The organism is Deinococcus psychrotolerans, from assembly GCF_003860465.1.
Lineage (GTDB): Bacteria > Deinococcota > Deinococci > Deinococcales > Deinococcaceae > Deinococcus > Deinococcus psychrotolerans.
Map to the genome: position 1 here is coordinate 19,380 of NZ_CP034186.1, position 26,522 is coordinate 45,901.

General features: G+C 61.7%; 19 protein-coding genes and 7 pseudogenes. 11 read left to right on the forward strand and 15 right to left on the reverse strand.

All coding sequences use genetic code 11. The features are described 5' to 3' along the window. Positions 1 to 12: 12 nt before the first annotated feature. Positions 13 to 276: an IS3 family transposase gene (locus tag EHF33_RS22000; RefSeq protein WP_420889983.1), complete on the forward strand. Its 264-nt coding sequence runs from the start codon at positions 13 to 15 to the stop codon at positions 274 to 276. Between the two features lie 18 nt (positions 277 to 294). After that, positions 295 to 576: pseudogene (locus EHF33_RS18055) on the forward strand (DDE-type integrase/transposase/recombinase); the annotation flags it as partial. Between the two features lie 412 nt (positions 577 to 988). Here EHF33_RS18055 and EHF33_RS18060 read toward each other — a convergent pair. Both EHF33_RS18060 and EHF33_RS18065 read right to left on the reverse strand, forming a co-directional pair. Next, positions 989 to 1,594: pseudogene (locus EHF33_RS18060) on the reverse strand (IS630 family transposase); the annotation flags it as partial. An 8-nt stretch (positions 1,595 to 1,602) separates the two neighbouring features. After that, positions 1,603 to 2,073 (reverse strand): helix-turn-helix domain-containing protein, encoded by a 471-nt coding sequence (locus EHF33_RS18065; protein WP_124868070.1) that lies wholly within the window; start codon positions 2,071 to 2,073, stop codon positions 1,603 to 1,605. Positions 2,074 to 2,178: 105 nt separating this feature from the next. Here EHF33_RS18065 and EHF33_RS22005 point away from each other — a divergent pair. Continuing rightward, positions 2,179 to 3,490, forward strand: a pseudogene (locus tag EHF33_RS22005) (IS701 family transposase). Between the two features lie 96 nt (positions 3,491 to 3,586). Here the strand turns inward: EHF33_RS22005 and EHF33_RS18080 are convergent. Genes EHF33_RS18080 through EHF33_RS18105 form a run of 6 tightly spaced genes read right to left on the reverse strand, consistent with a single transcriptional unit; the run spans position 3,587 to position 9,705 of the window. Then, positions 3,587 to 5,110: an aldehyde dehydrogenase (NADP(+)) gene (locus EHF33_RS18080; protein ID WP_124874852.1), complete on the reverse strand. Its 1,524-nt coding sequence runs from the start codon at positions 5,108 to 5,110 to the stop codon at positions 3,587 to 3,589. Further along, positions 5,107 to 6,024, reverse strand: a complete 918-nt coding sequence (locus EHF33_RS18085; RefSeq protein ID WP_124874854.1) for a dihydrodipicolinate synthase family protein — start codon at positions 6,022 to 6,024, stop codon at positions 5,107 to 5,109. The genes EHF33_RS18080 and EHF33_RS18085 overlap by 4 nt, the downstream gene beginning before the upstream one ends. Positions 6,025 to 6,083: 59 nt before the next feature. Beyond that, a complete protein-coding gene (locus tag EHF33_RS18090) occupies positions 6,084 to 7,367 on the reverse strand; it encodes an FAD-dependent oxidoreductase (protein WP_277425561.1) in 1,284 nt (427 codons plus the stop codon). Next, positions 7,357 to 7,626: a (2Fe-2S)-binding protein gene (locus EHF33_RS18095; protein ID WP_124874858.1), complete on the reverse strand. Its 270-nt coding sequence runs from the start codon at positions 7,624 to 7,626 to the stop codon at positions 7,357 to 7,359. Before EHF33_RS18095 ends, EHF33_RS18090 begins: the two co-directional genes overlap by 11 nt. After that, on the reverse strand, positions 7,619 to 8,728 hold the full coding sequence (locus tag EHF33_RS18100) for an NAD(P)/FAD-dependent oxidoreductase (protein WP_124875411.1): 1,110 nt from the start codon (positions 8,726 to 8,728) through the stop codon (positions 7,619 to 7,621). Before EHF33_RS18100 ends, EHF33_RS18095 begins: the two co-directional genes overlap by 8 nt. 5 nt (positions 8,729 to 8,733) lie before the next feature. Beyond that, positions 8,734 to 9,705, reverse strand: coding sequence for a proline racemase family protein (locus EHF33_RS18105; RefSeq protein WP_124874860.1), 972 nt, complete (start codon positions 9,703 to 9,705; stop codon positions 8,734 to 8,736). 79 nt (positions 9,706 to 9,784) lie between these two features. On the opposite strand from EHF33_RS18105, the gene EHF33_RS18110 reads away from it, so the two are divergent. Continuing rightward, positions 9,785 to 10,564: an AraC family transcriptional regulator gene (locus EHF33_RS18110; RefSeq protein ID WP_124874862.1), complete on the forward strand. Its 780-nt coding sequence runs from the start codon at positions 9,785 to 9,787 to the stop codon at positions 10,562 to 10,564. A 287-nt stretch (positions 10,565 to 10,851) separates the two neighbouring features. Here EHF33_RS18110 and EHF33_RS18115 read toward each other — a convergent pair. Next, positions 10,852 to 11,064 (reverse strand): annotated as a pseudogene (locus EHF33_RS18115) (DDE-type integrase/transposase/recombinase); the annotation flags it as partial. A gap of 244 nt (positions 11,065 to 11,308) precedes the next feature. Between EHF33_RS18115 and EHF33_RS18120 the strand changes: the two are divergent. Beyond that, positions 11,309 to 11,812 (forward strand): hypothetical protein, encoded by a 504-nt coding sequence (locus tag EHF33_RS18120; RefSeq protein WP_124874864.1) that lies wholly within the window; start codon positions 11,309 to 11,311, stop codon positions 11,810 to 11,812. Next, a complete protein-coding gene (locus tag EHF33_RS18125; protein ID WP_124874866.1) occupies positions 11,785 to 13,590 on the forward strand; it encodes a putative bifunctional diguanylate cyclase/phosphodiesterase in 1,806 nt (601 codons plus the stop codon). The genes EHF33_RS18120 and EHF33_RS18125 overlap by 28 nt, the downstream gene beginning before the upstream one ends. Positions 13,591 to 14,046: 456 nt before the next feature. On the opposite strand, the gene EHF33_RS18130 is transcribed toward EHF33_RS18125, so the two are convergent. The 4 genes from EHF33_RS18130 to EHF33_RS18145 form a co-directional block, all read right to left on the reverse strand. Continuing rightward, positions 14,047 to 15,024: an Ig-like domain-containing protein gene (locus EHF33_RS18130; protein ID WP_124874868.1), complete on the reverse strand. Its 978-nt coding sequence runs from the start codon at positions 15,022 to 15,024 to the stop codon at positions 14,047 to 14,049. Between the two features lie 136 nt (positions 15,025 to 15,160). Then, positions 15,161 to 16,414, reverse strand: a complete 1,254-nt coding sequence (locus EHF33_RS18135; RefSeq protein WP_124874870.1) for a hypothetical protein — start codon at positions 16,412 to 16,414, stop codon at positions 15,161 to 15,163. A gap of 53 nt (positions 16,415 to 16,467) precedes the next feature. After that, positions 16,468 to 17,745, reverse strand: a complete 1,278-nt coding sequence (locus EHF33_RS18140) for a styrene monooxygenase/indole monooxygenase family protein (RefSeq protein ID WP_241191441.1) — start codon at positions 17,743 to 17,745, stop codon at positions 16,468 to 16,470. A 305-nt stretch (positions 17,746 to 18,050) separates the two neighbouring features. Next, complete coding sequence (locus EHF33_RS18145) at positions 18,051 to 21,194, reverse strand: hypothetical protein (protein WP_124874872.1); 3,144 nt, start codon at positions 21,192 to 21,194, stop codon at positions 18,051 to 18,053. Between the two features lie 344 nt (positions 21,195 to 21,538). Between EHF33_RS18145 and EHF33_RS22010 the strand changes: the two are divergent. After that, positions 21,539 to 21,883 (forward strand): annotated as a pseudogene (locus EHF33_RS22010) (EAL domain-containing protein); the annotation flags it as partial. A 67-nt stretch (positions 21,884 to 21,950) separates the two neighbouring features. Continuing rightward, entirely contained in the window at positions 21,951 to 22,196 is a 246-nt protein-coding gene (locus EHF33_RS22015) for an EAL domain-containing protein (RefSeq protein ID WP_420889978.1), read from the forward strand. Between the two features lie 221 nt (positions 22,197 to 22,417). Here EHF33_RS22015 and EHF33_RS18155 read toward each other — a convergent pair whose 3' ends face one another. Together EHF33_RS18155 and EHF33_RS18160 are read right to left on the reverse strand one after the other, a co-directional pair. Further along, positions 22,418 to 24,037 (reverse strand): M20/M25/M40 family metallo-hydrolase, encoded by a 1,620-nt coding sequence (locus EHF33_RS18155; protein WP_124874876.1) that lies wholly within the window; start codon positions 24,035 to 24,037, stop codon positions 22,418 to 22,420. A 377-nt stretch (positions 24,038 to 24,414) separates the two neighbouring features. Beyond that, positions 24,415 to 24,654, reverse strand: a complete 240-nt coding sequence (locus EHF33_RS18160; protein WP_124874878.1) for a hypothetical protein — start codon at positions 24,652 to 24,654, stop codon at positions 24,415 to 24,417. A 633-nt stretch (positions 24,655 to 25,287) separates the two neighbouring features. Here EHF33_RS18160 and EHF33_RS18165 point away from each other — a divergent pair. The 3 genes and pseudogenes from EHF33_RS18165 to EHF33_RS18175 all read left to right on the forward strand — a co-directional run. After that, a complete protein-coding gene (locus EHF33_RS18165) occupies positions 25,288 to 25,428 on the forward strand; it encodes a transposase (protein ID WP_124874880.1) in 141 nt (46 codons plus the stop codon). Between the two features lie 228 nt (positions 25,429 to 25,656). Then, positions 25,657 to 25,908, forward strand: a pseudogene (locus tag EHF33_RS22020) (IS3 family transposase); the annotation flags it as partial. After that, positions 25,890 to 26,111 (forward strand): annotated as a pseudogene (locus tag EHF33_RS18175) (DDE-type integrase/transposase/recombinase); the annotation flags it as partial. The pseudogenes EHF33_RS22020 and EHF33_RS18175, both read left to right, overlap by 19 nt. Positions 26,112 to 26,522: the final 411 nt, after the last annotated feature.

Genomic DNA, 26,522 nt, shown 5'->3' on the forward strand with positions numbered 1-26,522 from the left:
CGGACGTGCCAGGTGCTCGGGTTCTGGCACCCAACTCAACGGCATCATAGAGACAGCCCTAGAGAGGAAAAAGAGCTGGCTCTGAAGACTCGGCTACGTGAGTTGGCGGAGCAATGTCCCTTTCTTGGCTATCGACGACTCCAGGTGCTCTTGAAGCGCGAGGGACAGGTCGTCAATCACAAACGGGTTTACCGGATCTATCGGGCTGAAGGACTAGCTGTGCGTCGCAAAGCCCGCAAGAAGATCACTGCCCGAGAACGGGCGCAGAAACCATAGGTTTCTGCCGTCAATCAGCGTTGGAGTATGGATCTTATGTCTGATCAGCTTGCTTCAGGACGGAGATTTCGCGTCCTCAAGGTGGTGGATGACTTCACCTTCACAAGGGAATGCCTAGTAATGCATGTCGGCACCTCCATTACAGGCGCGGATGTGGCTCGATTGCTCAGTAACGTGTTGGCTGAGCGTGCTCAGTCTGCCATGCTCGTGACAGATAATGGGCCTGAATTCATCAGCAAAGCCTTGGAGCAATGGGCTCACGAACGCGGAATCACGCAACATTTCGACCATTCTCGATGAGTACCTAAACCTCCATTGGTTTCAGACCTTACCTCAAGCCCGTCTGGTCGTGGCAGCCTAGCATCAGGATTACAATGAGGTGCGCTCACACAGCTCGCTCAATGACCATTCGCCCACCTGAACCAGGCGGGCTGAGATAAGATTTGAAGTGCAACTGGACTGGACTGACGACGAGGGGAACCTCAGGGTTGTCCATGCAGCGTTTTCTTCTCCAAGGGTGGAATGAATGGGCCGAGGACGGCCCACTGTTCGTCCGTCAATCGCATCCCGCAAATATTTCAAGCCTTCACGTACCAAACTGAAATTTCCAGATCACTTCTAGTGTATGACCACAGGCATGTCTATAGCTATTTGCGAGTCGGATAGTGGCGCTTGAGTTTCTCCCGAGCTGTGGGTGTCGAGAACTGCCAGTTCACGCGCACAGACCGCGCGTTGCGGTCTGTTTCCCAGGCGTGGATTTCACGCTCGACGGCCTCTTTACTCGCCAAGCGCTGACCCAGACACTGGCGTTGCAAGGCTGACCACTCCAATTCCGCCGTCTTGGGCAGAACGGCACCCATATGGGGCCTGCCCGCATGTTGAGCCAGGACGCATGTTTTGGTGTGTAGATCCACTCGAAGCGTCGGCTCAGCCGCCGAGCTTCCTCTGCCGGAAGATGTTGATATAGCGCTGCTGGACTGTGCGTGGACAGCTGATCCAGCACCAGAACGATCTTCTCGGCAACCGCATAGCGCAGCTCCAGTGCCTGGAGCTGCTCAGCAAAGTCCGCATTGCTCCGTCGGTCGGTCACCGTGACTGTGCGTTGACCGGTGTGTGGTTCCAGAGCGACAAAGAAATTGACGGTGCCATACCGCTTGTATTCATGATCCACCCGTGCTGGGGATCCCGGCACGGGTGGCAGTGGCTCTCGGACATGATCCAACAGCTGATACGACTTTTCATCGAAGCAGATGACAGGCCGTGAGGCATCGTAGGGCTGGGCATAGGTGTCCAGCACGGTTTCCATGCGCCACACGAAGTCCGCACCTACCTGGGCGACACACCAACTTTGAACCTGCCACGGTTTGAGTGCGTTTTTTTCAGTGTTCTCCGTACGGTCTCGTCACTGATGCTGTCCACCACACCCAGGGTCACCAGACGATCGGCCAGCAGTTGCATCGTCCATTTCTCCCGGCCGTCGGGACTCGAGCACACTTCGGCGATCAAGATCGCCGTCCGCTGCGCGTTCAGTTTGGGCGGCTGTTTGGGCCGTGCTTTCTCGTGGAGGGCAGCCTGGAGGCCGCCCTCGGTGTACTTCTTGCGGATCGACGCGACGGTGGCAGAACTCACGCCTTGGCGCTCGGCCACGTCCCGATCCAGCAGGCCTCTGTCGCTCAGGAGCAGGAGGCGTGCGCGGGCCACGACCCGCGCACTGTGCACGCCTTTCCGAGTCATGTCCGTCAGTTGCTGCCGCTCATCGTCGCTCAGCTGCACAACCCACTGTTTCCGTCGTCCCATCCCTCAGTTTACCTGAAGGCATGCCTGTGGTCATGCACTAGCTGTACTTTGGGGGTATTCAGAAACATGTGTAGGCACAGCATCCTTGATGCTGTGCCTACACATATGCGACGTCACCTGCCTGCCTGGACACGACACTTCCCCACCTGGTTTGCTCCCTTCTCAGCTCTGTTTCGTTATCACGCCCAGCGTACCTGGGCACCACTCTACGTACACGGGTTATGCAGTACGGCCAGTCGCAAAAGCATCCAACCGCTCGCAGCGGTTGTCGTCCCTGGAAATGATGACCCACTGCAGCGTTTCATCACCGATAGTCCATGGTTGACCGCTCCACTCGAAATTTTACTTGCTCAACGCGCTGAGGAGCTTCTGGGCGGTCGAGATGCTGTGCTGATCATTGACGATACCTGCCTGACAAAGTTTGGTACGAAATCCGTCGGCGTCGCCCGACAATACTCCGGCCAAGTGGGAAAACTGACGAACTGCCAGTGTCTGGTTTCACTCATCCTGGCACAGCATGACATCCCTCTCCCGCTGGCCCTAAGGCTCTTTTTGCCTCTGGAATGGACGAACGATGCTGCCCGCTGTGAAGCGATCGGTGTTCCATCGGAACACCGATCACCGTTGACCAAATGGGAGCTAGCGCTGTGCGAACTCGACCGTGTCCGCCAACACGTCACCTTTGGCGTCGATGCGGGTTACGGGGTCAATGCCCGATTTCGTCGGGCACTCAGTGCGCGGGGATTGCTGTGGTCTGTCGGCATCACGCGAACGCAAACTGTCTATCCCGCTGAGGTACGTCTGATCCCAATCCCCAAACACTTCAGAGGCCGAGAACCGAAATACCCGACAACGTCTGCACGACCGTTTGGCGGTCGTGCAGACGTTGAGCGAGGCCGTCTGGCACAACGTAGTCTGGCGTCACGGTACCAAGGGTGCGCTTTCAGGTCGATTCGCCGCCGTTTATGTCCGGCTGGCAGATGGTGAAGAAAACGCCCAAGGTCAACATCTTCCAGGGCAAGTGGCTTGGGTGATCGGCGAACAACGGCGTGGTGAAGAGCGAAAATATTATGTCTGCAATCTTCCACCGACAACACCACTAACGCGGTTGATCGAAGTGACCAAGCGCCGCTGGGCCTGTGAATTAACCCATCGTGAACTCAAGCAAGAAGTCGGCTTGGATCATTTCGAAGGCCGATCATGGAACGGCCTGCATCATCACGCCCTGCTGTGCATGATTGCCCTGACTTTCCTTCAGTGGCTGCGACGTACTCAGCCAGATGACTTGATGGGCGACACCGTACCTGCCATTCGTGTAGAGGTGGCTGGGGAATACCCCCAGCCACCTCTATGCCCTTTTTGCCGTGCCCACACAGCATTATTCAGTGGTCCTCGAATACCCCCAAAGTACAGCTAAAGTGGATGGCTTAGAACCAGCGGGTTGGGACAGTCAAAAGGGAGTGTTGGGGGCGTCAATACTCCCTTTCCTGAATTCAGAACAGCGGTGCCGCCCTCAGCGCGTTCGTTCGCCGTCCACCAGACGCCAGATACCATATGGATTGGCGTCCTGCAGTTCGGGCGGCAGAGCACGGTCAGGAAAGTCCTGATACGCGCGCAGACGGGCAAAACGCCCGATGGCGAGGGTACCCACGCTGGTGCTGCGCCCGCCGTCGCTGGTGGCCGGGAAGGGGCCGCCGTGAACCATGGCGTGGCCGACTTCCACACCGGTGGGAAAGCCATTCAGCACCAGTCGCCCGGCCCGCTGTCCCATGACGTGTAGCAGGTCAGAGAGTCCGTCCAGTTCATCATCCGTGGCGTGCAGGCTGGCAGTCAACTGGCCTTCCAGTCCGGCCAGTACGGGCATGACCTCTTCCAGGCGGTCATAGCGCACCGCAATGCTCAGAGGGCCAAAGACTTCATCGGCCAGATCGGAGGTAAATGCGGCAATGGGAACGCTGAGAAGCTGGGGCTGCGCGCCCTGCTCCGGCTCCGAACCCTGGGTCATGGGCTGAACGCCCGCCACTGCAAGATGCCCGGCTGCACCCTTCTGGTAGGCGTTCAGAATGCCGCCCGTGAGCAGGGTGCAGGCTGGAGTGGCGTCCAGTTTCGCCGCCACCTGTTGTAGGAAGGCGTCGCCCGCCTCGCCCACTGGCACGAAAATCAGCCCCGGCTGGGTGCAGAGCTGGCCGCCCGAGCCGCTGATGCTGGTGGCCAGTCCACCCGCCAGCGCCGCGCCGCCCCTGTCAATGGCCGCCGCCGTGAACACGCTGGGATTGACGCTGCTCATCTCGGCGTAGACGGGAATCGGCACCTCGCGGGCCTGGGCAGCGGCCACGATGGCCAGCCCGCCCGCACGGGAGCCGGTGAAGCCGACGGCGTGAATCTCAGGGTGCTGAACCAGTTGCACGCCCAGCTCGTAGCCGTCCTCGTAGACGATGCCGAACACGCCTGCGGGCAGGCCACACTTCGCCGCCGCCTCACGAATGGCCGCTGCCGCCAACTCGGAGGTGGCCGGGTGCGCCGGGTGCGCCTTGACCACCACGGGGCAACCTGCCGCCAGCGCGGAAGTGGTGTCGCCCCCGGCCACGCTGAAAGCCAGCGGAAAGTTGCTGGCCCCAAAGACCGCCACTGGCCCCAGTGCCACCCGCAGGCTGCGGACATCCGGCTTAGGCGCTGGCCTGCGGGTCGGATCGCCGTGGTCAATGCGGGCGTCCACCCATGAGCCCTCTGCCGCCACCCGCGCGAACAGGCGCAGTTGATTGGCAGTGCGCCCTACCTCGCCGCGCAGCCGGGCTTCAGGCAGGCCCGTTTCTAGCATTGCCGCCGCGATTAGCTCATCTCCCCGCGCCTCGATTGCGGCGGCGGCAGTGTTCAGAAAGTCGGCCCGCTGTGTGGGCGAACTGGTAGCAAAGCCCCGTGCCGCATCTTTCGCCGCTGCCACCAGTGACTCCAGTTCCTCCGGCGTCGTGACCTCGAATGCCGGGGCCAGAGGCTGCCCCGTCGCCGGGTTCGTCGCCTGGAAGGTGCGGGCGGTCATGACCCAACTCCTGCGGAGACACGCCCGGACGCGGCCTCGATGACGGCGCGTGCTTCGGCCTTCTCGGCGTCCGTAAGCTCCAGCCGGGGGGCGCGGACGCGGGCGCTGCCGTGCCCGGTTTCCTCCTGCACAAACTTGATCAACTGCACGAACTTGTTCACCACGTCCAGTCGCAGGAGCGGCAGGAACCAGCGGTACAGTTCGGCAGCCTCTTTCGTCTTGCCGTCGCGGGCCAGCTCGAACAGGCGCACGCTTTCGGCGGGGTAGGCATTGATCAGGCCCGCGACCCAGCCGGTTGCGCCCGCCGCCACGCCCTCCACGACGGCGTCATCCAGACCCACCAGAATATCCACCGACTCGGGCAGCACGGCACGCAGGGCGGTCACGCGGCGCACGTCCCCGCTGCTTTCCTTGACGCCGCGCAGGTTGGTATGCTCTCCAGCCAGCTCGGCAATCTGCGGGGCTAAGAAATCGGTGCGGTACGCGCCGGGGTTGTTGTACAGGATCACGGGCAGATCGGTGGCCCCCACCAGCGCGGCCATGTGCGCCTTCATCTCGCGCCAGTCGCTGGTGTAGACGTAGGGCGGCAGCGCCATCAGGCCGCCGCAGCCCACGTCACGCGCCGCCTGGGCCAGCCGCACCCCGCCCGCCGTGCTGAGGCTGGCGATGCCGGGAATCACGGGCTTGCCGTCCAGCGCGTCCACCAGGGTTTCCAGCACGGCCATCTTCTCGTCCATTTCCAGCGTGTTGGTCTCGCCCAGCGAACCCAGCGGAATCATGCCGTCGCACCCGGCGGCCATCATCCAGCGGGCGTGCTCGCGCAGGAAGCCGTGATCCACGCTGCCGTCGGCATTGAAGGGCGTGGTGATGGCGGGGAAGACGCCTCGGAAGGGATGGGAGGTGGAGTGGGTCATGGTGTGGCTCCTTTGAATGAGTGGGTGAGAGGTTCGAGGATCTGAGGAATTTCGAGTGTTCACGGTGGACTGAGGGTGGTGGGTTCGTCCAGCAACTGGGCCAGCGGCAACGGCACCAGCGGAGCGCGCGCACCCTCAAACCGCCAGCCGTACAGGGTTTCGCACGCGGGGCCGCAGACCCGGCCCTGGCACACGCCCATGCCGCAGCGGGTCTGGAGCTTGGCCGCCGTCCAGCCCGCGAAACCGCGCAACTCGCCGTGCCGCACGTCCTCGCAGCGGCAGACGATAGTTGCAGGTAATGGCGTGTGCAGGCGTTCAGGACGCAACGCGAACGAGCGTTCTAGCACGCGTTGAAAGCGGCGCTGAAGATCGGCGCGGCGTGGGGCATCACGTAAACGCTCGATCTGACCGCTGGCGGCGCACCCGGCCACGAAGCCTTCCAGCAAAGCTCCGTCCACGCCACCGATGCCGCAAACTTCCCCAGCGGCGTAAACCCCCTGAATGCTCGTCGCCTGCCAGACGTTGACGCGCACCGCACCTGTATTATCGAGAGCGCAGCCCAGCAACGCGGCCACACGGGTTTCCGGCACCAGTCCAAAGCCCACCGCCAGGTAGTCGCAGTCCAGCCTGATCTCGCGTCGCCCACGCCGCAGGGTGACGCTCTGGAGCTGGTTCTGCCCACTGGCCCGCACCACAGCGCAGTCGGCCCAGTACGGCACGCCCAGCAATCCGGCGGCCAGTGCCGATGCTTCACGGGATTTACCGGGCAGCCGCGCCGCCGCCATACCGAACGCGGCCACACCCGTCAAACCTGCCTGTTCTGCCACGGCCAGCACCCGCGCCCCTTTTTGCCGTAGGCCCGCTGCCACCGCCAGCAGCAGCGGCCCCGATCCGGCCACCACCACCCGCTTGCCGCGCACGTTCAGGCCGCCCTTGCTCATGGCCTGCAAGCCGCCTGCACCAACGACTCCGGGCAGGGTCCAGCCGTCGAAGGGCAGGAAGCGTTCGTTGGCCCCGGTGGCGAGAATCACCCGTTCAGCGTGAATCTGGCGCAGTCCAGCCGCAGTGGTCACCGTCAGCGTGTGCGCCCGCTCCCGCGTTTCTGCGGCCATCACTTCCGCGCCACTCAGCACGGTGATTCCGGGGTGAGCGGCCACATCGCGCAACAAGTCGCCTGCCGTCCCCTTCTGTCCTGCTGCCGCGCCGCGCCAGATTTGACCGCCTGCACCCGGCTGGGCGTCCAGCAGCAGCACCCGCAATCCACCCTCGGCGGCAGTTCGTGCGGCCATCAGTCCGGCGGGGCCAGCGCCCACCACCACGGCGTCCCAGACCTCAGAATTCACGGGCCACTTCCAGCAGTCGGCGGACATTCTGACCGTCCCGCGCAGGTGTCAGGCAGGTTCGCATCAACAGCCCATCCACCACAGCGCGGCATTCATAACAGCTTCCCATGCCGCACAGCGCTCCACGCGGTTCACCGCTCAGGCTGGAGCGTAGCGGCGAGAGGCCAGCGTTCTGGAGGGCGGCCAGCACTGTGGTTCCGGGTGCAACCGTGACCCGCCTCCCGTCCAATGTCAACACAGCCAGCGTCAGCTCAGGCATGGACGGCCTCCAGCATGCGCCCAAAGCGGGCAGGCGTGAAGTCGTGGGCCAGCAGTTCGGAGAAGCCTCCAAACAGTTGCGCGGCCAGTACCTCCGCCGTTCCCAGCGCGGTGGTAATGCCCAGCCCCTCATGCCCCGTCGCCAGGAACACGCCGTCCAGATCAGGATGCGGGCCAATCAACGGCAGGTGATCCGGGGTGGCACAGCGCTGCCCCGTCCAGACCCGGAGCGCAGAGGTTTGCGCCAGCGCGGGCAGAAACTCGGCAGCGCGGCGCAGCATCCGGCGCAGCAGCGGCCAGTCGATCTCGCGGTCTGGACGCTCGAACTGACGGCTGGAGCCGATCAGCAATTGCCCCGTGGGGCGCGGCTGGACATTGAAAGCCACGCTGTCCTCGTCGCCGCCATGGGCGCTTTTCAGGTAACCGAGTTCGACGAGCTGATGGTTGACTTTTAGGGCACCCCGTTCGGTGATCAGCAGGTGGCCCTTGCGCTGCCGCAGGGGTAGACCGGGCAACAACCCCGCTGCCCCGATGCCGTTCGCCACCACCACCAGATCCGCGTGCAGGCTTTCGCCGCTCGCCAGCCTGACTCCACCCTCGATCAATTCCGTGACCGCCCCGCGCCGCACGGTTGCCCCGGCACGCTCCAGCAGAAACTGGGCCACCACCGGGGCATACACCACGCTGTCGCCCGGCACGCGCAGGGCTCCAGCCAGTCCGGGGCGCAGATTTGGTTCGGCATGCGCCAATTCGGCAGCGTTCAGCAGCAGCGCCCCCCGGCCCGCGGCCAGATACGCCTGACGTTTCGGCTCCACCGCCTCCAGTTCCTCTGCGTCGCTCGCCACCCAGAGCGTGCCACACGCGTGGTAATCAGCCTGTGCGGGTAAGTCCCGCGCCAGCGCCTCCCACAGCTCCAAGCTGCGGGAGGTCAGGGCCAGTTGCGCGGGGCTGTCGTCCATGACCACCAGATGACCCATGCCCGCCGCCGTCGCGCCGCCGCCGACTGGCCCCGGCTCCAGTACCGTCACGCGCACGCCATTTAACGCCAGGGCGTCCGCACAGGCCGCACCCACCATGCCGCCGCCGATGACGATGGCGTGCATCCTGCTCACCCCTCCTCTAGCCGGATGCCCCAGGCGAAAGGATCGCCCGGCTGCACGATCAGTTCGCCCTGTAGGGTGATAAACGCCCGTCCAGTGATCACGGGATGCACCTGACCGTCCCGGATAGAATATTGGCCCTCGAACACACTGCCGATCACGCTTTCCTGCCGCCAGACCTGATCGGGTTCCAGACTGCCGTCCGCTGCCAGACAGGCCAGCTTGGCGCTGGTGCCCGTTCCACAGGGACTGCGGTCATACGCGCCGCCAGGACACATCACGAAGTTGCGGTTGATCCCCCCGGCATGGCTGAAAAGTTCGATGTGGTCAATCTCCGCGCCGTCCTTTCCAGTGATCCCAGCTTCTCTCAACGCCTGACGAATTCGCAGAGTCTCGTCGTTCAGGGCCGGAATATCACCGAGATTCAGCGTCCGCTGGCCCACATCCACCAGATAGAACCAGTTGCCGCCCCAGGCCACGTCGCCCCGCACCTCGCCCAGACCTTCCACGGTGACGGTGACGTCTTTAAGGTGGCGGTAAGCGGGCACGTTCGCCACACTGACGCGGCCATCATCATGCAACGTCGCCGTGACCACACCCACCGGAGTGTCGATGCGGTGATCGCCGGGGCCGATGCGCCCCAGGTAGGCCAGCGTCGTCACCACGCCCATCGTGCCGTGGCCGCACATACCCAGCGGCCCAGCATTGTTGAAATAAACGACGCCTGTGACGCAGTCCGGCGACTTGGGCGGCAGCAGCAGAGCGCTGACCAGCACCTCGTTGCCGCGTGGCTCCAGATTGACCAGGGTTCGCCAGCGGTCAAAGTCACGGCTCAGTGCTTCACGCTGCTGTGCCAGGGTTTCGCCCGGCAGTTCCGGAAAGCCGTCCAGCACCACGCGCGTCGGCTCGCCCGCCGAATGGGAATCCACGAAGCGGATGCGGTGGGTGACCGTCGAAACAGTTGAGGGTGCGGGTGACATCCCTTACGGTACGCCAGCAGCAGACCCTGCGTCTTGGTGAAGTTCACGGGGTTGGCTGCCGAATTGGGCACAATAGGCTATGCCCGTACTCCCGCCGCTTCTTCCTGATGCAAAACGGATTCGGGTCTTGCCAGAGGCAATTCGGCGGCTAGGTTTAGATTCCCTGCTGGACGTGCTGGACTATTTGCCGGACACCGTGGCCTTCGTGAAAGATGCACAGGGACGCTACCTGTACGCCAACCGCACCCTGCTGGAGCGGCTGAACCGTCCCGCCTCTGCCGTGCTGGGCTTGCAAGCCAGCGAGGTCTTTCCGGCGTCGCTGGGAGCGGCCTATACCCAGCAGGACACCGCCGTTCTGGCAGGCCGCACCCTGACCGAGCATCTGGAACTGCACCTGTATCCGGGCGGCAAGGCGGGCTGGTGCCTGACCACCAAACGCATGCTGGGTGAACCCCACGCCCCGGTGGGCCTGCTGGGACTGTCGCGTGATCTCCACCTGCCGCGCTCTCACGCCTCGGCTCTGGGGCTGGCCGCCGCCACTGCGCAGATAGAGGCCGAGTACGCCGCGCCGCTCAGCGTGCCGGAACTGGCCCGAAGCGCCGGCCTGAGCGTGACCACTTTCGAGCGCCAGATCAGGCGCGTCTACGGCCTGACGCCCACGCAATTGCTGACCCGCACCCGCATTCAGGCCGCCACAGCGTTGCTGTCCCAGACCAGTCTCTCGGTGGCGCAGATCGCCGTCGAGTGCGGCTACTTTGACCACAGCGCCTTCGCCCGCGCCTTCAAGGGCGCGGTAGGCCTGACGCCCAGCGGATTTCGGGGCTTCGTTCGGGGCAGTACGGGTGAGGCAAAGCGGTAAGCAGCGTGTCAGACGTCAGTTTCTAGACTGAGCGTGCATAATCATCAAAGCGCTAGAAACGCAGAACTCTACCGATTCCCTGCGCCGTGCCGTGTAGGAGGCCGAGCAGCAGATGGATCACTCCCTGAGGGATTCTGGCAAGCTGTTATCGGCAAGGGGAATTGGAAGTGCCATGAGCAGGTAGTTTGAACATCAGGCCACCTGCTGCACGGTGGCTCTCCAGTGTTGCAGGGCAAGAGTCAACTCGTGTCGGCAGGGACTGACAGATAGGATAGAGTGGGCGGCCCTGTTTCTGGAAGATCATATTCACCCAGAAGAATTCGGAAAAATAACGTCGCTGCCGAGCTGTCTCGGTGCCGTTGGAGAAGCACATCAAGCGCTGCACTTTGGTCATCGACGGCCTTCCACAGCCAGAGGACTTTCTCCACGTCTCGGTAACTCAGGGCAGAGCGGTGGTAGAGCCAGACAGCATGGCCGATGATTGGAAGTGGAATCGGTATCCTGGGAGCTTTTGATCGTTCAGCACGGCCTCACCCTACACCAACAGCTTGCCAGAATCGTTGTGGACGTCGTTCCATCACTCCTGCTGGAGATGGGCGAAAACGGCTTGATCAAGTTGGGGCGCGTTCCCAGTAACATTTTCTCTTTCTGTCAGGCGATCAAAGATTTCTCTTCAAACGGTTCTGAATCTTAATCTTTTGTTAATGTATTTATAACGCAATCAATAACACTGGAAACTGTCCCATGTCCCCGCGTGTCCTCCCGAGGACTCTATTCATCCTGGTTGTTTACATTATTGTCTATGCGGTGTGGCTGCTCAGCGTCCCGGTCAGGTTTTCTCCACTCCTCACACAGAATCTGCTTTTTGTCCCACCGTTCTTCCTGGCCGCGTGGGTGGTCTGGCAGACTTCCCGCTTACCGCATATTCCAGCAGTGCGCATGTGGCGGTGGATCAGTTACGGGCTGCTGTTTTATGGACTGGGCGCAGCACTGCATGCAATTTACGACGCGCTCATCCTGCCTCAGTTTCCATCGCCGGCGGATCTGGCTTACCTGGCATCGCTGCCGTGCTTCGCTGCCGGTTTGGCGGCCCTGAAACGTGAGCGCGTCAGTCCTATGCAAACCCTCAGCTTCCTGATCGACACAGCCTTGGTCATCCTGATCATGGGCGATCTTCTGTTCAGGACACGCTGTCCCGCTATGATTCCTCCTCACTGGCCATGTGGGTTTCGCTGGCATACCCGGTAGCGGATCTGCTGCTGTGTGCTGCGGCCGTTACGCTCGCGCTCTGGCGTCCCTTAAGCCTGCGGCGGCGCGTCGTCTTCCTGCTGGCGACTGGGCTGCTGTTTTATCTGGGCAGCGACGTTCTCTACTACAATGCGCTGGCCCACAAGGTTTACGTTTCTGGTACTCTTGCCGATCTCGGCTGGCCGCTGGGCGCACTGCTGATCGCCTGGGCCGCTTACCGCAGCGGTCAGACGATCAAACGCCAGACGACGGTGCGTCCCGAACGCGGTGAACACTGGAAACCGCTGCTCCCTCACTACGCCGTGCTGGGCGTGTTCGTGCTGTATCTGACCACCCACTTCCTGACGCCTCTGGACTCCGGTCAACAGGTCATTTTGTGGTTGGTGGTCGGCCTGTTCGTCTTACGACAACTATTGACGCTGACCGACAATCAGCGCCTGCATCTGCGGCTGACTTACCGCGCTGAGCACGATCCGCTGACTGGTGTCCGCAACCGCGACGATCTGGAGGTCAATCTGCAGCGGCAAATCGATGAGGCCCGCAGCTGGAACGACGGGGTGGCGGTGCTGTTCGTGGATCTGGACCGCATGAAAATGATCAACGACACCTTCGGTCATCCAGTGGGTGACCAGCTGTTACGGGCGGTGGCCGGGCGGTTGACTGCTCAGCTTCCACCGGGGGCAGTCGTCTCGCGCTTCGGCGGCGATGAATTCGTGATCGTCCTGTCCAGGTCCGCCGCGCCGCAGGCCGCTCAGGTGGCTCAAGCAATCTTGGAAACGGTGGGCCAAGTCTTCCAGATCGGCTCCGATCTTCTGCATATCTCGGCCAGCATCGGGGTGGCACTGGTGCCCGGTGACACAGACAACGCGGCGGAAGCCATCGAGAAAGCGGACGCCGCCATGTATCACGCCAAGCAGCTCGGCAAGGCCATGTGGCGCTTTGCCGATGAACAGCTCAACGCGCTCCACATGCCCCAGGCCCGCATGGAAGTGTTGTTGCGCGGCGCACTGGAGCGCGGTGAGCTGTCGATGCACTTCCAGCCGATCCTGAATCTGATCAGCAGCCAAGTGTACAGCTTTGAGGCCCTGATGCGCTGGAACTCGCCCGTGCTGGGCTCGGTTTCGCCCGCTGATTTCATTCCGGTGGCTGAGGCGCGGGAGATGATGGGCCGCCTGGGAAGCTGGGCCCTGCGCGAGTCGATCCGGCAGATGCGTGCGTGGCAGACCGAACTGCCCGGCGTGGGGGTTTCGGTCAATGTTTCGGCGACCCGCTTTACCCACACGGATTTCGTGGCAGACGTGTGCTCGGCGCTGGCCGAGTACGACAGCTTCGCGCAGCTGCTGACTCTGGAAATCACGGAGAGTGCGGTGCTGGCGGACGCCCAGCAAGCCCGCGAGAAATTGCTGGAGTTGCGCGACATGGGCGTGCGTGTGGCGATGGATGATTTTGGCACTGGCTATTCCAGTCTGGGACAGTTGCGCGATCTGCCGGTAGACATTCTCAAAATTGACCGGGTATTTGTCCAGGAGAGCCAAAGTGACGCCGCCTTCATTAAAGCGATGGTGGTCATGGGCCATAGTCTGGGTCTGAAGGTGGTGGCTGAAGGCATTGAGCACGCCCATATGGCGGCCTGGGTTCAGGCGCTGGGCTGCGATCTGGGACAGGGCTTTCATTTTGCCCGCCCACTGCCTGCCCATCAGGCGGTGGCCTCAATGGTTCGGCTTCAGGGCGGCTATTCATTGACGGATAGAGAAGAGCGGCAAACGGATAAAACTTGACCTGACCAGTACGGACGATTTTGGCAAGCTACTATCGTACGGCGGTCGGCGTCGGGCATGTCTGCCGGGATGAAGGCCACGTTATTGAGCGCCGCTCCCAGTTGCGTACGGCGTTTCTTGCGGGTAACGGCTGCTTCCTGGGCTTCCAACTCTAAACCGGACTGACCCTGTTTGGCGGTGGTGCGGCTGGTGCTCATAAACTATGTTACAGAATGCGAAGGAACGTTGAATTCCTGCGCCAGAACGGCTATCCACTCAGCTATGCAGGGTACAACTTCTGAGCTAGAGGCTTGAAACAGCCATAAAAACGGGCGGGATTTTCGCCGTTTTTAGGATCAGCTAACACGTTGTGCTACAGATTCATGGCGCTGACCAGCCCGTCGCTACCGAAAATGAATTTGCCCTCTGGCGAACAAAACCACTTCATTCCTGGGTGAGACGCTGGCTGAAATTGGCTCATGGCATCAGGTAAAAGACAGTCAAGACGGGCCTGTTCGAGAGGTCATTGTTGTTGCCTGAATTCAGGTAAGTACTATCGGCGTTGCCGTCTCCATCGGTCAATTTGGGAAAGCTCAGACGATACTGTGAACGGGTGCGACCCGCGCTTACATCGGCTTGGACGGCGCTCCCAACCCAGAGAGCGTAGTTCGTGATCTTAGACTGCTTCATGGGCTCGTCAATGGCGCTGAGGGACGTTGTATTGAAGGCGGCACCCGTCAGGGCCGCTCCATAGTTGACGTGATCCAGCATCAGCGCATTGGCTCCGATACTCAGATCCGTGTACGGATTTCCTTCAATCGAGGTCTGCTCAATGAGGATCATTGCGCTCTCGATGCCTTGTTGCGTAGCAGGGAGACCACTCAGGTCAAAGCTGATGAAGCTGCGGTAGGCGGTGTTGTTCTCACCACCATTGCCGTCTCCCACTCGGAGTTTGTCGCTGACCGTGTTGACGACGTTGTCTCCACGCACCCAGCCGTCCAGTGTCGCCGTGCTATACGCGTCATACTCCAACATCCGGAAAGTCTTGAAACTGCTGCTTCTGGGCAGCATCGCATTGCCCGCACTGTCTGTGGCAGAGCCGGTCAGTTTGAAGGCATAGATTTTCGCTGCTCCGCCGCTGTAGGCTAGGTCTTGGTCGGGGTTGATGGTCAGTACCGTACTGTCTGCATTCCAGCTAAAAACCACGCCGCTGGCGGGCAACTCGGTAGATTGGTACGCGGCCTGAGTGGCGGCCTGATTCATCTTCTCGCTGAAGGTCACCACGATATTGGCTTCCTTGGAGACGCCGATGGCTCCGTCGGCGGGCGTGATCGAAACAATGGTGGGCGCGGTGGTATCTGGGTCAGGTAGGGGAGCGGGCGTGCCTCCGCCTCCACAGGCAGTGAGGCTTAGGGTGGCGGTCAGCAGGGCGGCAGTTTTCCAGAATGCAGTCATCTTGTTCTCCTTGGAGTGGATCAGAGGTTCAGTTGGGAAGGGTAGTTCAGGCCGTCATTGGCTAAGGGCATGCCGTTCAACGAGCTTGCGCTGCCGCCTGCGGGTCGGAGAGAAGGGGCGCTCTATTCACCTGGGTTTAGAACTTGCCGGAATCCGAAGCGATGGTCTTGCGGAACTCCACCAGATCGCGTTCTATCTTGCCGAGCTGGCGGCCAAACAGGCTGGCCTCGGCTCCCACACCGATACGGAATCCGGCGTCCAGCTTCCACTGGTAAGTGTTTTGCGGCGCGGTCACGCTGGCCCCAAAGTCAGCGAAGATCTTGGGATGCACGAAGGCCGAGGCCAGACCATAAAAGCGGACGCCCGCCCGCGCTCCGATGTAGCCTTCAGCGTCCAGGCTGGCCGAGAACTTGGGCTTGGTGTAGGTGAACGATTGGGTGCGGTCGCTGATGGTGTTCCAGCCGTCGCCCTTGTCCCATTTGATGCCGTAGCGGGCATGGAACTCGTGGGTGGCGCTGAAATCCACCTTGGCGCTGATCTTGCCGTTCGCGCCCGCCGTCATCACGATCTCGGGGCGCACCACGACGGGCAGGGGGCCGATCCAGTAGGTTCTGACCCGCATCTTGAAACGGGCCAGCTCGACTTCCTTCTTGAACAGGGTCTTGCTGCACTCGCCGCTGAGGCTCACAGTCGATTTCTCGTTCATTTCCACGCCTGCGTCGAAGTGCTTGAGCTTGAACCATTTCAGCTTGGCATTGGCAAACACCTTGAAGTCGGCGTAGAACGAGCCGGTCATCACCACCTTGCTGTCACCGTCCAACTGGCACAGCACCTTATCCTTGATCTGGAGTTCCAGCTTGCCGATGGTCTTGGTGCCCTGGGGACGCAGGCCCTGCGGCACCAGAGCAGGCTTCCCGTTGATGAAGACCTCCACACCGCCCGTGGTGTCGATCATCTGTTCTTCGATGTCGTCCAGAGACAGCTCTTCCTCGGCCATGAGCGTGCCGTTTTCCACCGCGTCTTCCAAGCTGGCTTGATCGGTCTCGACTTCGGTCAAGTTGCCCACCACCTTGACGCTCAGCACCCGGCGCAACATGCCGTCGGGGATGATGGGTGTGTCCTGAGACACCAGAATCTGCCCCGGCGCAAAGGCGGTGTCCGGCGAGGTTTTAAAGCGCAGGATGCTCAGGTCGGGCGAGGCCGAAACCAGCGCCGTGCGGGCGGCGGGCGTCAGAATGCGGGTATTGGGCGAGAGAGTGGTGTCTTCGGGGCGGGTGAAATCTGGATCAGGCAGCGTCTGGAGGGGGGGTTGGGGCGTGCCGCTCCCGCAGGACACGGCGAGAAGGCTCAGGGTCAGGGCGCTCAGCAGGAAGGATCGGTTTCTGGTCATGGTCGTGCTCCTGGGATAGTGGGAAATGAGGGGGTAGTTCAGGCGGTCATTGATTAGGCGACGCCGTGCTGCTCTACGAACCGCGCTGCCGCCTGCGGATCGCCCAGCCACGGGAAGAATTGTGGCGGGTGGTTAAAGGCATTGACGAAGGCGTGCGCCATGCCGGGACGGGTCTGCGCTGCGCCCAGCACTTCCAGCACGTGCGGCGGCGGCGGGGCCAGCAGGGCATTGGTCCAGTCGGTGACAAAGCGGGCATAGCTCCAGTACTCCTCGAAGGTGCCGATCATCCAGGCGCGGTCAAAGGGTCGCTCCCCGCGCCACAAAATGCGTTCCAGGTAAATCGCCGCCGCCTTGGCCGCGCTGCCAGCGCCCTGGCCGGTCAGCGGATCGTTGAGCACCAGCGTGTCGCCTAGGCCCAGCACCTCGCGACCTGACGGCAAGGTGGCGACGGGACGGCGCACCCCTGGCGTGACCCTACCCGTCAGGGTGGCCTGGGCGTCAGTGAGTTCAGCATGTTGGGTGCGCTCATATTCCCAGGGCAGAAATCGGCGCAGCAGGTCTTGCATCAGGGCCAGATGCTGCTGCGGGTCACGCACCCCGGCGAACACGTCCAGTGGGCCGCCGGGAACCGCTTCGATCAGCACGTTCTCGTAAGGCTGGGTGCCGCCGTCCTCGCTGGTGGTCAGGCCCGGCAGCAAGAAGACCTCGCCCACGCCGGGAATCAGATTGAAGCTGACGGCGCTGTGGTCTGGTCGAGGAGCGACGTTCTTGAGGTAAGCCAGAGCCAGATGCCGCTGGGGAGCGCTGTAGGGGCTGCGTTCGGCGTCGTGCTCAAACAGTTGGCCCAGCTCGCCCTTGCCGGTGGCGATCAGCGTCAGATCGTGAACGGCGCTGAGCCGCTCGGCAGTCTGAACGTCGGCGTTTTCCAGCACGACGGTGCCCCCGCGCTTCTCAAATTCGCTCAACCAGCCCGCGAACTTGAGCCGCTGATCGACGCTGTAGGCGGGCCTGTCCAGCCGTGCGGAGAAGGCCAGCGCCTTTTGTCCGGCCAGTTCGGGATGCGGCACGCTCAGGGCGATGCCCTCGATGGGTGGGCAGGCCGCTTCCCAAAAATTCAGCCCCTGTTGCCGCTCGGTGGTGCAGGCGTCATGGAAGAGGGCCTGCGTGCTCATGATTCGCCCCGCTAGAATTTGCTCGGGCGTGCGGTCTGACACCAGCGTGACCGCGTAGCCGTTGGCCTGTAATCCCAGCGCCAGCTGCAAGCCTGCCTGTCCTGCGCCGATGATCGCTATGCTGTTCATCACGTTTTTACTCATCACCTTGTTGCTCATTGCCTTGTCCTCCTGCTGAATGGGGGGAAGATGGGGGCGAGGCCGGGCCACGAAAAAGGCCGCCTCAGCCGGAAAGGGCCAGCGTTCCAAAGGCAGCGGGGAGAGCAGCTTTGAAGCTCGCCGCCTGGGATGCAGGCCCCTCAACGGGCCGAAGGGCAAGTCAGGCAGCTGTGGACGAACGGCTCTGGAACTGCCCAGAGATTAGAAGTCGGCGGTGACATGCCAGTGACGAGGCGGCTGCTGCCGAGTGACATGCGTCTGAGACAGTCTTTTTGGTCTACGTCTCAACAGCTCAGTTCATTTTCTCAGAAAACACTCATCTCTTGATCTCGCAGGAAATCTTCCCACGTATCGGGTAACTTCTCGCCCAGCAGGGCGCAGCGCTGGCGAACTTCGGCGTACAGGGACAGCAACTCCATGATCTCGCCGCTCTGGCGCAGGTTGCGTAGCGTCAGGGCCAGCGCTGCCCAGTCAAAAGGATCGGTGTCGAGCAGGATGCGGCCTAGCCGGGCAGCCTCACGCGGATCGTGGGGTTCTGCCGCGTAGCCTGCGCTCCGCAGGCCGTACACCAGCACGTCGCGGGCGCTGGAGAGTTCGTCCTCGAAGTCGGCCAGATACGCGCCGCGCCACAGTTTCGTGTCACGGGTGTTCAGAAAGTCCTCGGCATCGCTGCCCAACTCACCCAGAGCGTAGCCGCCACCCGCCCCCAGGCCAGTTTCGCGGCGCAGCACGCTCTGCGGCCCCAGCGCCGCACGCAGACGGCGAACCTGCTGGCGCAGCCGCGCACCGGAGCGTTCGGGATCGTCGTCGGGGTACAGCGACTCTAGAAGTTCGGCCTGAGCCGCGCCCGAACGTCCAGCCAGCCGAGCTTCGAGCAACCGCACCAGCAGGCGTAGACCACTGGGTGAACGCAGCGCCAGTGGCTGACCGCCCTGGGTCACGCGCACCTCGCCCAGCACCTCCAGATACAGGAAACTCGAGCCAGCCTGCGGCAAGACTTCCTTCTGCTCAACCGGCGGGAAGTATCTCAGAGCAGTGTGGGCATAGGCGTGCAGCTCGTGCTGCTGAAAAAAGGCCAGCCGCGTTTCAGCGCTGATCTGGTCTGCGTGTATACGGTCTGCTTCCAGCCCGAAGCGTTCGGCGAAGGCCATGATCCGCAGGACTTTGGCTTGTTCGCAGGCATCAACGAACATCTGTGCGGCAGTTTCCTGTTGCCCCTGACGCTCCGTCACGAAAGCCCGTGCGAAGAGATAGTAGGGACGGGTCGCATGCTGGCCGCTGCGCTCCATCAGCGCTTCGCCCTCGTCAATTAATCGCTCGGCCCGCCCCAAATCGCCGTGAAGAGCCTCAGCCCACGCGGCGACGCTCATCAGCCAAGTCAGCAAGACCATATCGTGAACCTCGTGGCCCAGCCGTACCGCTTGGCGGGCGTGGCGCACGGCCAGTAGGGCGTCGGGCGGTCTAGCCCATTCCAGATAGAGGTTGGTCAAGTAGAGCTGGGTCAGTACCCTGTGACGCGACACCTGATCGCCGCCCAGCAGGTTCAGCGCACCCAGCAACAGATCTTCGGCCTCACCGAACTGTCCCAGGTTTGTCAGACAGTAGGCCAGCTCCGTTTGAGTGCGGGCCAGCAGCCGGGGATCACCCTGAGTCTCGGCCAAGCGGACAGCCTCGGCGGCGTCAGCGGCAGCCCCACGCAGCTGAAAAGCCCAGATCAGGATTTGCGCCCGGTCCAGCAGCAGCTCAATTCTCATGGCAGTCAGTCCAGCCTCGGCGGTCAGCTCCAGCGCCTCGGCCATGCTGGCGAACATCTGCGGATCGGCCTGTGAGATTTGCGCCCGCACCAGCGCGTGCAGCAGCGCTACCCGTTCGGTCATCACCATAGGCTGATCCAGTGCGGCCCGGATGCCAGTCACAGCTGCCCCGAATTCGCCAAGATGAACCTGCGCCGTCGCCACCGCCGTCTGAAGCTGTGGCCAGCCCTCTAACTCGCTCCTATGTTCCTGCCAGACCCGGATGGCCCCGCTGTAGTCTGAGGAACTGACCCGTGTTTCCAACAGGGTAGCCCAGTAATCGGCCTGCGCCTTTATCTCGTCTGATGCCTCCTCCAGCAGCCGTTCGGCTTCTTGTCCACGCCCAGAGGTGGCCAGCAGTCGGGCGCACAATCCCAGTGCCCCAGCGTTCAGCGGATCAAGTTGCCGCGCCTGATTGGCCCGCGCCAGTGACCGCTCGGTGTGAAGGGGACGCAGCGCCAGAGCTGCTGACATGGCCGCCTCGGCACGCTGTTCGGCAGGAACCACCTCAACCAGAGCGTCCCGGTATTCGGCAGCGCGCGCCATGTCTCCCCGTTCTCCGGCAGATCTCAGGGCTTGCTCGAGGAGTAAAGCAGCTTTCGCGGCTGGCCACTGCGTCCAGGTCAGAAACTGTGCGGCCCGCTCTGGAGCAGCCTCCAAGCTTTCCGCGCAGCGACAGGCCAACTCACGCCGCAGTGAAGCTGGAAGTTCACGCAACGCCACTTCCCGGAACAGCGGATGGGCAAAGGTCTGTGCGGCGCGGAGCCCGCTCATCTGCGCTAGGGTTTCGAGCGAGATGACCTGCGCCAAGTCAAGTCCGCTGAGGGCAGCGGCGGTCTCAGCTTCCAGTGCCTCACCCGGCAAGGCGCTGTCCCACAGTGCCCACAGCCCCAGCAGGGTTTCCGCGCCGGTGCCCACCGTCAGGCGCGAAAGGTGATCGGCGATCAGGGCTTCCACGCTCAGTGGGAGGGTGGAAGTAGGGGGCTCATGCCAGCGCCAATGCCCATCGGCAGCGTCCAGATACAGTGCGCCGCTGCGGTTGAGGTGCCGGAAAAATTCGAGCAAGAACAGTGGATTGCCGCGCCCGCGCGATTCGATCCAGTCGAGGGCAGCAGGCGGCAGTGGAGCGCCCGCCTGCGCTTCCAGCAGTTCGCGGCCCGTCAGCCCGTCCAGCGGGGTCAGGCGCTGTTCGGCAAACGGCTCGGGCAGCGGCGTGCGGCTGCTGATCAGCAGGGCTACCCCGTGCGTGTGGGTCAAGTGACGGGCCAGCGCCGTCCAGAATTCGGCGGCCCGCTCGCTATTGGCCACCTCATGGAAATCCTCAGCCCACACCAGCGCGGGCGCGGCGTGACCCAAGAGGGCGCTCACGGCGCTGGCGAGCACCACGGCGTCGGGTGATTGACCGGCCAGGGCACGTTCTAGCGTTTGCCTGGCCCAGGTGGGCGCAGTTGGATACGCCAGGAGTGCGCCGAACCCCGTTTCAAAAGCGTGGGTGTGAAGCGTGAGATTCAAGCCGCCCACTCCCGCCAGCAAACGCTGCCCGAGGTGGCTTTTACCGATGCCCGGTTCGCCGACCACAGCCAGCGCCAGGCCGCCCCGGCGTGCGTGAACATAATCTACTCGGCGAATCAGCGTTTGCAAGAGGTCGAGGGCCATCAGAAATCTCCCTTTGGTAATCGTAAAAAGTTCAACAGGATTAGTAAACTGTATTTGTTCTCTCATTGTGACACGACTCAGCGATCATGTATCCACTTTTTTTGGTTTGTCCTGCAGGCCAGATCCCAAAAGAAGTGTTCGTCCACCGGAGTTTGGGCTTGAGCGTCTACCCAGACGACGCAAGGGAATTGGACGCCCTGCTGGGACATGCGGACGCCGCCCATGTACCGGGTCAAGCGAGCTGGTGGAGGCCACGCGGCCTTTCAGCGGCAAGAGGATCAGCGGACTACCCTTCAGGTGGAGCGCTCTCGAACAAGATGAGTTGCGGCTGATACTTCCAGCCGATCGTGCAGGCCGGGAGTCAGGCTGTGGTGGCGCATGAGGCGCTTCTCCGCTGGATCAGGCCTTCTGGAATCGTCAGCCCGCTGGATTTCATCCCACTGGCTGAGACCTCTGGGTTGATTGTGTCGATCGGTCGCTGTGTGCTGCGGCAGGCAGTCGACGCCGTAAAAACGGGGTGGCTCCAGAGGGTCCCGGTGAATGTCAGTGCCCTGGAAATCAGGCAGCTGGACTTCGCGAAGCACCTGCGGTGGATCCTGATGGAGAGCGGCGTCGAGCCTCAGCGAGTCCTGCTGGAACTCATGGAGACCAGCATGCTGGAACCACGCTTCGCCGCCGTCTTAAAGGAGATCAACGCGCTGGGGGTGCAAACAAGCCCTCGACGATTTCGGGAACGGCTACAGCAGCTTGGCGGCGTTGACGAACCTGCCGGTGCAGGTGGTGAAGATCGACCGGAGCTTCACTGCACCGATCGGCGAGGACACGCCTGCGGGGAAAAGGGCGCTGAAGGGGGTGCGCGGGATCGTGCCACTCGTTAGCGCACTTGGACTTCCGACCGTGGCGGAGGGAATCGAGACATCTGAGCAGGCAGACCTCCTGCTGAAGGTGGGATGCACTTACTTTCAGAGGTATCTGTTCGGACGCCCGGAGCCACTTCCTTAACCTGCCGAGCTGTCCAGTCCGTCGCCCACCCTCTCCACCGACGTTTGCAGCATGATCGAATGATCACTGAAGGAATGTTCATGACTGCATTCGATACTGGTGGCAAAATCAGAATGATCCGGCCATTGCCGCAAATCTTGAGCTCCGCATTTTTCCTCTCGTGTTGGTGCGCCCGCTGGGATAGAGCTCTGTTTGGTTCTTCAGCCCCGCGCTTCCTCGAGCTACTTCAGAAAAGCCTCTGCCAGTCTGCTCACAAGGTGCGGCAGGGTAATGAAAGAGTACGGGGCGTATGCGCGTTCGAGCCACTGGTGATAGTCACGGCCCCACGGCCCGAGGTTGATGCACGGCAAGCCCGCCGGCGGCGCGTGAATCTGCGCTGCGGCGAGAGGTGTGTTCGCGTTCACGAACTGAATGTCAGCTGGATCTGTCTGCCCAAACCAGCTCATGTCGCTGATGCCGGTAAATACAGCCCGCTCCGCAATATGTATCCCGAGCCGGCCCTCCTCCTCACGCAGGGTTTTGCGGACGAGATCAAACGTGGCCGCCACGCCGGGTTCGCCGGTTCTCAGTGTGGTATTCGGGTAGTGCAGTGAGGCAAACCCCAGAACAGCTGCCGGCCCAAGCAGTCCCGACGCGTCCCACAACCACGCCGTCAGGTGTGCGCTGCGGGACGGATAGTCAAGGTGCGGGTCGAGGGTGCGCTCAAACCTCGCATACGCCTCGTCGAAATCTGGTGTGTTGGTTCTGGCCTGATCCAGCAGCTGCGCAGAGGTCAGAACCAGGGGCGTGGCTCCGTGGGCGGCGCTTTGATGGTTGCCCAGTGCTTCAGCCCGGTCACGGAGAGTCTGTAGGGCCTCACCCAGGGCGGCCCGGGCCACCGCCGTGAAGTTCTCCAGAACCATCTGCGCCTCCATGCCGTGCGTCAGGGCATTGACACACAGCCACGCCCGGGCAGGTGTGGTCACATCGTAAACGGTTTTCAGGTCCTGCTGCTTGAGGATGGTGGGCGGGGTTCCCGTGACGCCGTCACTGTGATCCGTCAGGGCCGGATTGCACTCGAAAGCGCGGGCCAGTGCACTGGTGAGGAAGTTGACGTTCACACCGTCCAGCGCATACCCGGCATGGGTATCCACGCCCACCACGAAAGCAGAGACGAGCAGCTTCCCGACAGTGCCGATGTAGACCGCTTGGCCTTCGCTACCGTCACCGTTGTCGCCGGTCGCGTCCAGGTTGATCACCAGCCGCAGCGCCCACCCCTCGCGTTCCGCCCGGTTCGTAAGGGCAGGAGCCGCCCAGCGTGCGCCGTGCGAACTCACTTCCTCATCGGCCACAGCCAGAAACAGCAGGTTGCCACTGCGCTGTTTCTGCCGGGCGAATTCGGCCAGCGCCACCATGCCGGCAGCCAGACCAGATTTCATGTCCAGCACGCCGCGTCCAGGCAAAAAGTCACCACTCTCAAGGTCGTGCAGGGCGCGGTGTTCGGCCTCACTGCGGGCGTTGACGCGCAGATCTGCAATCAGGCGCGGCAGCAGGGCCTCAGGATCGAAAGCAACATCGGCGTGGGGGCCATAGTTCGAGACAGGCACGACGTCGTAATGCCCAGTGAGAACCACTGTGTGGGGACTGGTCCCGCGCACCAGAGCATAGACGTTGCGGCGTCCGAACGGATCGTTGTCGATCTGCTCCGTCCAGAGGTCGTGTGGGTTGGCCTGGAAGTAGGGCAGGCGTCCAAGGATGTTCAGGAGAGTGTCTGGGAAGGCCACTTCGCCCGGAGAATGGGTCACGCTCGCGGCGTTCACGAGTTCGATGGTGAGGTCACGCGCAGAAAATTCGGCAGGCATAACTGGCAGCATAGCAGCCGCTTCAGCTTGCCGAAATGCCGCCTGTGACGCCGTCTGCTGATGAGGTCGGTGTGCCCTTGTGTGGTGTCACAGGAAAACGCCCAACCGTTGCGAGGTGAGCGTGCTGCCCTGCAGATTTGGGTGAGACTGGCCGATACGCTGGCCACTTACGGCTGGAAGTGACCGCTTTCTAAGGATGAACGGCTAACGCGGCGGCTGGAACTTGGAATCTGCGGTGGATATGGCCGCGCCAGTGAGTGGAGAAGCTGTAAAGATCAGGGCAGTTCCAAGAGGTCTTGTACCATCCTTATCTGCATCTTGACGGGTTGCGCCATCTGGTAGCCATAGTGGCAGTGAAGCACCCAGTTTTGTCCATCCTAGTATTTGAGTATGGTGGTCAAATACCAATGGCTGTTCAGCGGAGCGACGCTGACCACGAACCAGCGGTAGTTCGTACCTGAAGTTTCTGGATGAACGACCTGGTTGGACGGTTCGGTGATCATCGGCTCCAGACCGGCGAGAGTAGGGCGGCCTCCACCGGGGGGCGCTAGCCGGGCGGTGGCTTGCTGCACGGTGGCCGTGCTGATGTGGGAAGGAATGGCGGGCGCTCCGAACACTTTGGGCGTGGCTGGCGCTCAAGAGGCTGAGGGCGGTCAACGTGATCAGATTACGCATGGTGGTTCTCTTTGTGTGTGGGAAGTCAGAGGTGGTGCGATCCGTCTGATGCTCTTTCCTTTGATGGGGGAAGTATGCGTGGGAGCCCATGAACGAAGCCTGAACCGGCTTGCTAAGAGTTCAGGAAACGAGGAGAGACTATCCACCAGATTCGCCGCCAATCCGTGTCGGAACGCATTTGGAGTCCAGTTTGATGGGGCAGTGCCCGCGTGAACCTCATCAGCAGACCAAGTGGCCTGATCTGGGCCGTAAAGGTCTTCAAACGTCCGTTTCATCTCTGGACTGATGGAGAGCAGGGTCACCCCTGTCAATCTGCCGGAAGTCGACTCATTAACCGTGTACATCCTCGCTGCTGTGGCCGAACAGGAAGCCAAGATGAATCTCGACGTGCATCCGAGATGCACTCCAAGTCGCCAATGCTAGAGGCGTCAGGCTCGGCACACTGGACTTGGCCCGAATTTGCGTAGCTGAGGTTAAGCGGCTGTAGCTTGGCGTTCGAAGTCGGTTGGTGTCAAGTATGAGGATGACCCAGTTTGGCGTAGATGGAGATAAGCCTCGACAATAGGAGCCCCATCATGACGAACCGCAGAACCCATACCGCTGACTTCAAGCGAGACGCCGTACAGCTTGCCCGAACAAACGACAACGTCTCCAGTACCGTCCGCGACCTGAGCGTCAGTGTTTCGCCCATCCGTGAATGGATAAGCGCTGAGTAAGAGAGTGGCCATGCCGCATTCCCCGGTCATGGTCAGCAGGAGGTTTGCAGGCTCCGCAAGGAAGTTGAAGTCCTACGCCAGGAACGTGAAATCCTGAAAAAAGCGACGGCCTGTCTTGGCTAGGACGGTACCTGTATGGTGCCTGCCCGCTGTCAGGTGCTCAAGGTTTTTGTAAGCGGCTACCACAGTTAGCGAAGAAGGCCCGTCTCCAATCAGCAGCACGTCCACGATGTCTACCACCACCGCAAGACACGCTACGGTGCCCCACGCATTCATGTGTGGCTGAAAGCCGAAGGCTTGTCGGTCTCTAAGAAGAGGATTGCGTGTCTGATGCATACTGGTGGGCTAAGAGTTAAAGGAAAGCACCACTCGGTACGCACGACCAACCGCAACCACATAGATGCAGTCTACTCAAGCCTGCTCGGTCACCAGTTCAGTTTACCGTTTAGCAGCCTAATCAAGTCTGGGCCGCCGATTTGACATACATTCCTATGAAGGAAGGCTGGCTCTACTTGGCCGTCACCCTTTATCTGTTTTCCCGGACAGTGGTCGGGTACGAGGTGGATGCCCAGACGCCTGCCATCTTGCCACTGGCAGCACTGCACATGGCCATTTTGCGCCGTGATTCACCGCCCGCCGGGCTTGCTCTCGTCGTTGGGCTACTTGACACCCACCGACTTTGAACGCCAAGCTACAGCCGCTTAACCTCAGCTACGCAAATTCGGGCCAAGTCCATTCAGGAACTGATCCTAACGAAAGGGGATGGACGCCACTTGAAACTCCTGACGATTATCGTCAGGTTGAATGTGCTAATCCTCGACGCCTGGGGGCTGAGTGTGCCAACGGCGGAGAGCCGACTGATTCTGCTGGAACTCCTAGATTAGCGCTATGAGCGTGCATCCACCATCATTACTAGTCAGTTTCCAACCTCAGCCTAGCACGCCAATTTGGGTGATCCTACGCTCGCCGACGCCATTCTGAACCGAGTACTGCATCATGCCTACGGAATCGAACTGAAGGGATAAAGTCTGCGAAAAAAGGTTGCCTGCATCAGCGGGCAACCTTTCATGAGGGTTCCAGCTCGTTCGCCGAAT

Excerpts from the sequence above, each read along its gene's own strand:
- EHF33_RS18065 (WP_124868070.1), bottom strand. The coding sequence starts at position 2,073 with ATGGGACGACGGAAACAGTGGGTTGTGCAGCTGAGCGACGATGAGCGG.
- EHF33_RS18080 (WP_124874852.1), bottom strand. The coding sequence starts at position 5,110 with ATGACCGCCCGCACCTTCCAGGCGACGAACCCGGCGACGGGGCAGCCT.
- EHF33_RS18085 (WP_124874854.1), bottom strand. The coding sequence starts at position 6,024 with ATGACCCACTCCACCTCCCATCCCTTCCGAGGCGTCTTCCCCGCCATC.
- EHF33_RS18095 (WP_124874858.1), bottom strand. The coding sequence starts at position 7,626 with ATGCCTGAGCTGACGCTGGCTGTGTTGACATTGGACGGGAGGCGGGTC.
- EHF33_RS18100 (WP_124875411.1), bottom strand. The coding sequence starts at position 8,728 with ATGCACGCCATCGTCATCGGCGGCGGCATGGTGGGTGCGGCCTGTGCG.
- EHF33_RS18105 (WP_124874860.1), bottom strand. The coding sequence starts at position 9,705 with ATGTCACCCGCACCCTCAACTGTTTCGACGGTCACCCACCGCATCCGC.
- EHF33_RS18110 (WP_124874862.1), top strand. The coding sequence starts at position 9,785 with ATGCCCGTACTCCCGCCGCTTCTTCCTGATGCAAAACGGATTCGGGTC.
- EHF33_RS18120 (WP_124874864.1), top strand. The coding sequence starts at position 11,309 with ATGTCCCCGCGTGTCCTCCCGAGGACTCTATTCATCCTGGTTGTTTAC.
- EHF33_RS18125 (WP_124874866.1), top strand. The coding sequence starts at position 11,785 with ATGTGGGTTTCGCTGGCATACCCGGTAGCGGATCTGCTGCTGTGTGCT.
- EHF33_RS18130 (WP_124874868.1), bottom strand. The coding sequence starts at position 15,024 with ATGACTGCATTCTGGAAAACTGCCGCCCTGCTGACCGCCACCCTAAGC.
- EHF33_RS18135 (WP_124874870.1), bottom strand. The coding sequence starts at position 16,414 with ATGACCAGAAACCGATCCTTCCTGCTGAGCGCCCTGACCCTGAGCCTT.
- EHF33_RS18140 (WP_241191441.1), bottom strand. The coding sequence starts at position 17,745 with ATGAGCAACAAGGTGATGAGTAAAAACGTGATGAACAGCATAGCGATC.
- EHF33_RS18145 (WP_124874872.1), bottom strand. The coding sequence starts at position 21,194 with ATGGCCCTCGACCTCTTGCAAACGCTGATTCGCCGAGTAGATTATGTT.
- EHF33_RS18155 (WP_124874876.1), bottom strand. The coding sequence starts at position 24,037 with ATGCCTGCCGAATTTTCTGCGCGTGACCTCACCATCGAACTCGTGAAC.
- EHF33_RS18165 (WP_124874880.1), top strand. The coding sequence starts at position 25,288 with ATGACGAACCGCAGAACCCATACCGCTGACTTCAAGCGAGACGCCGTA.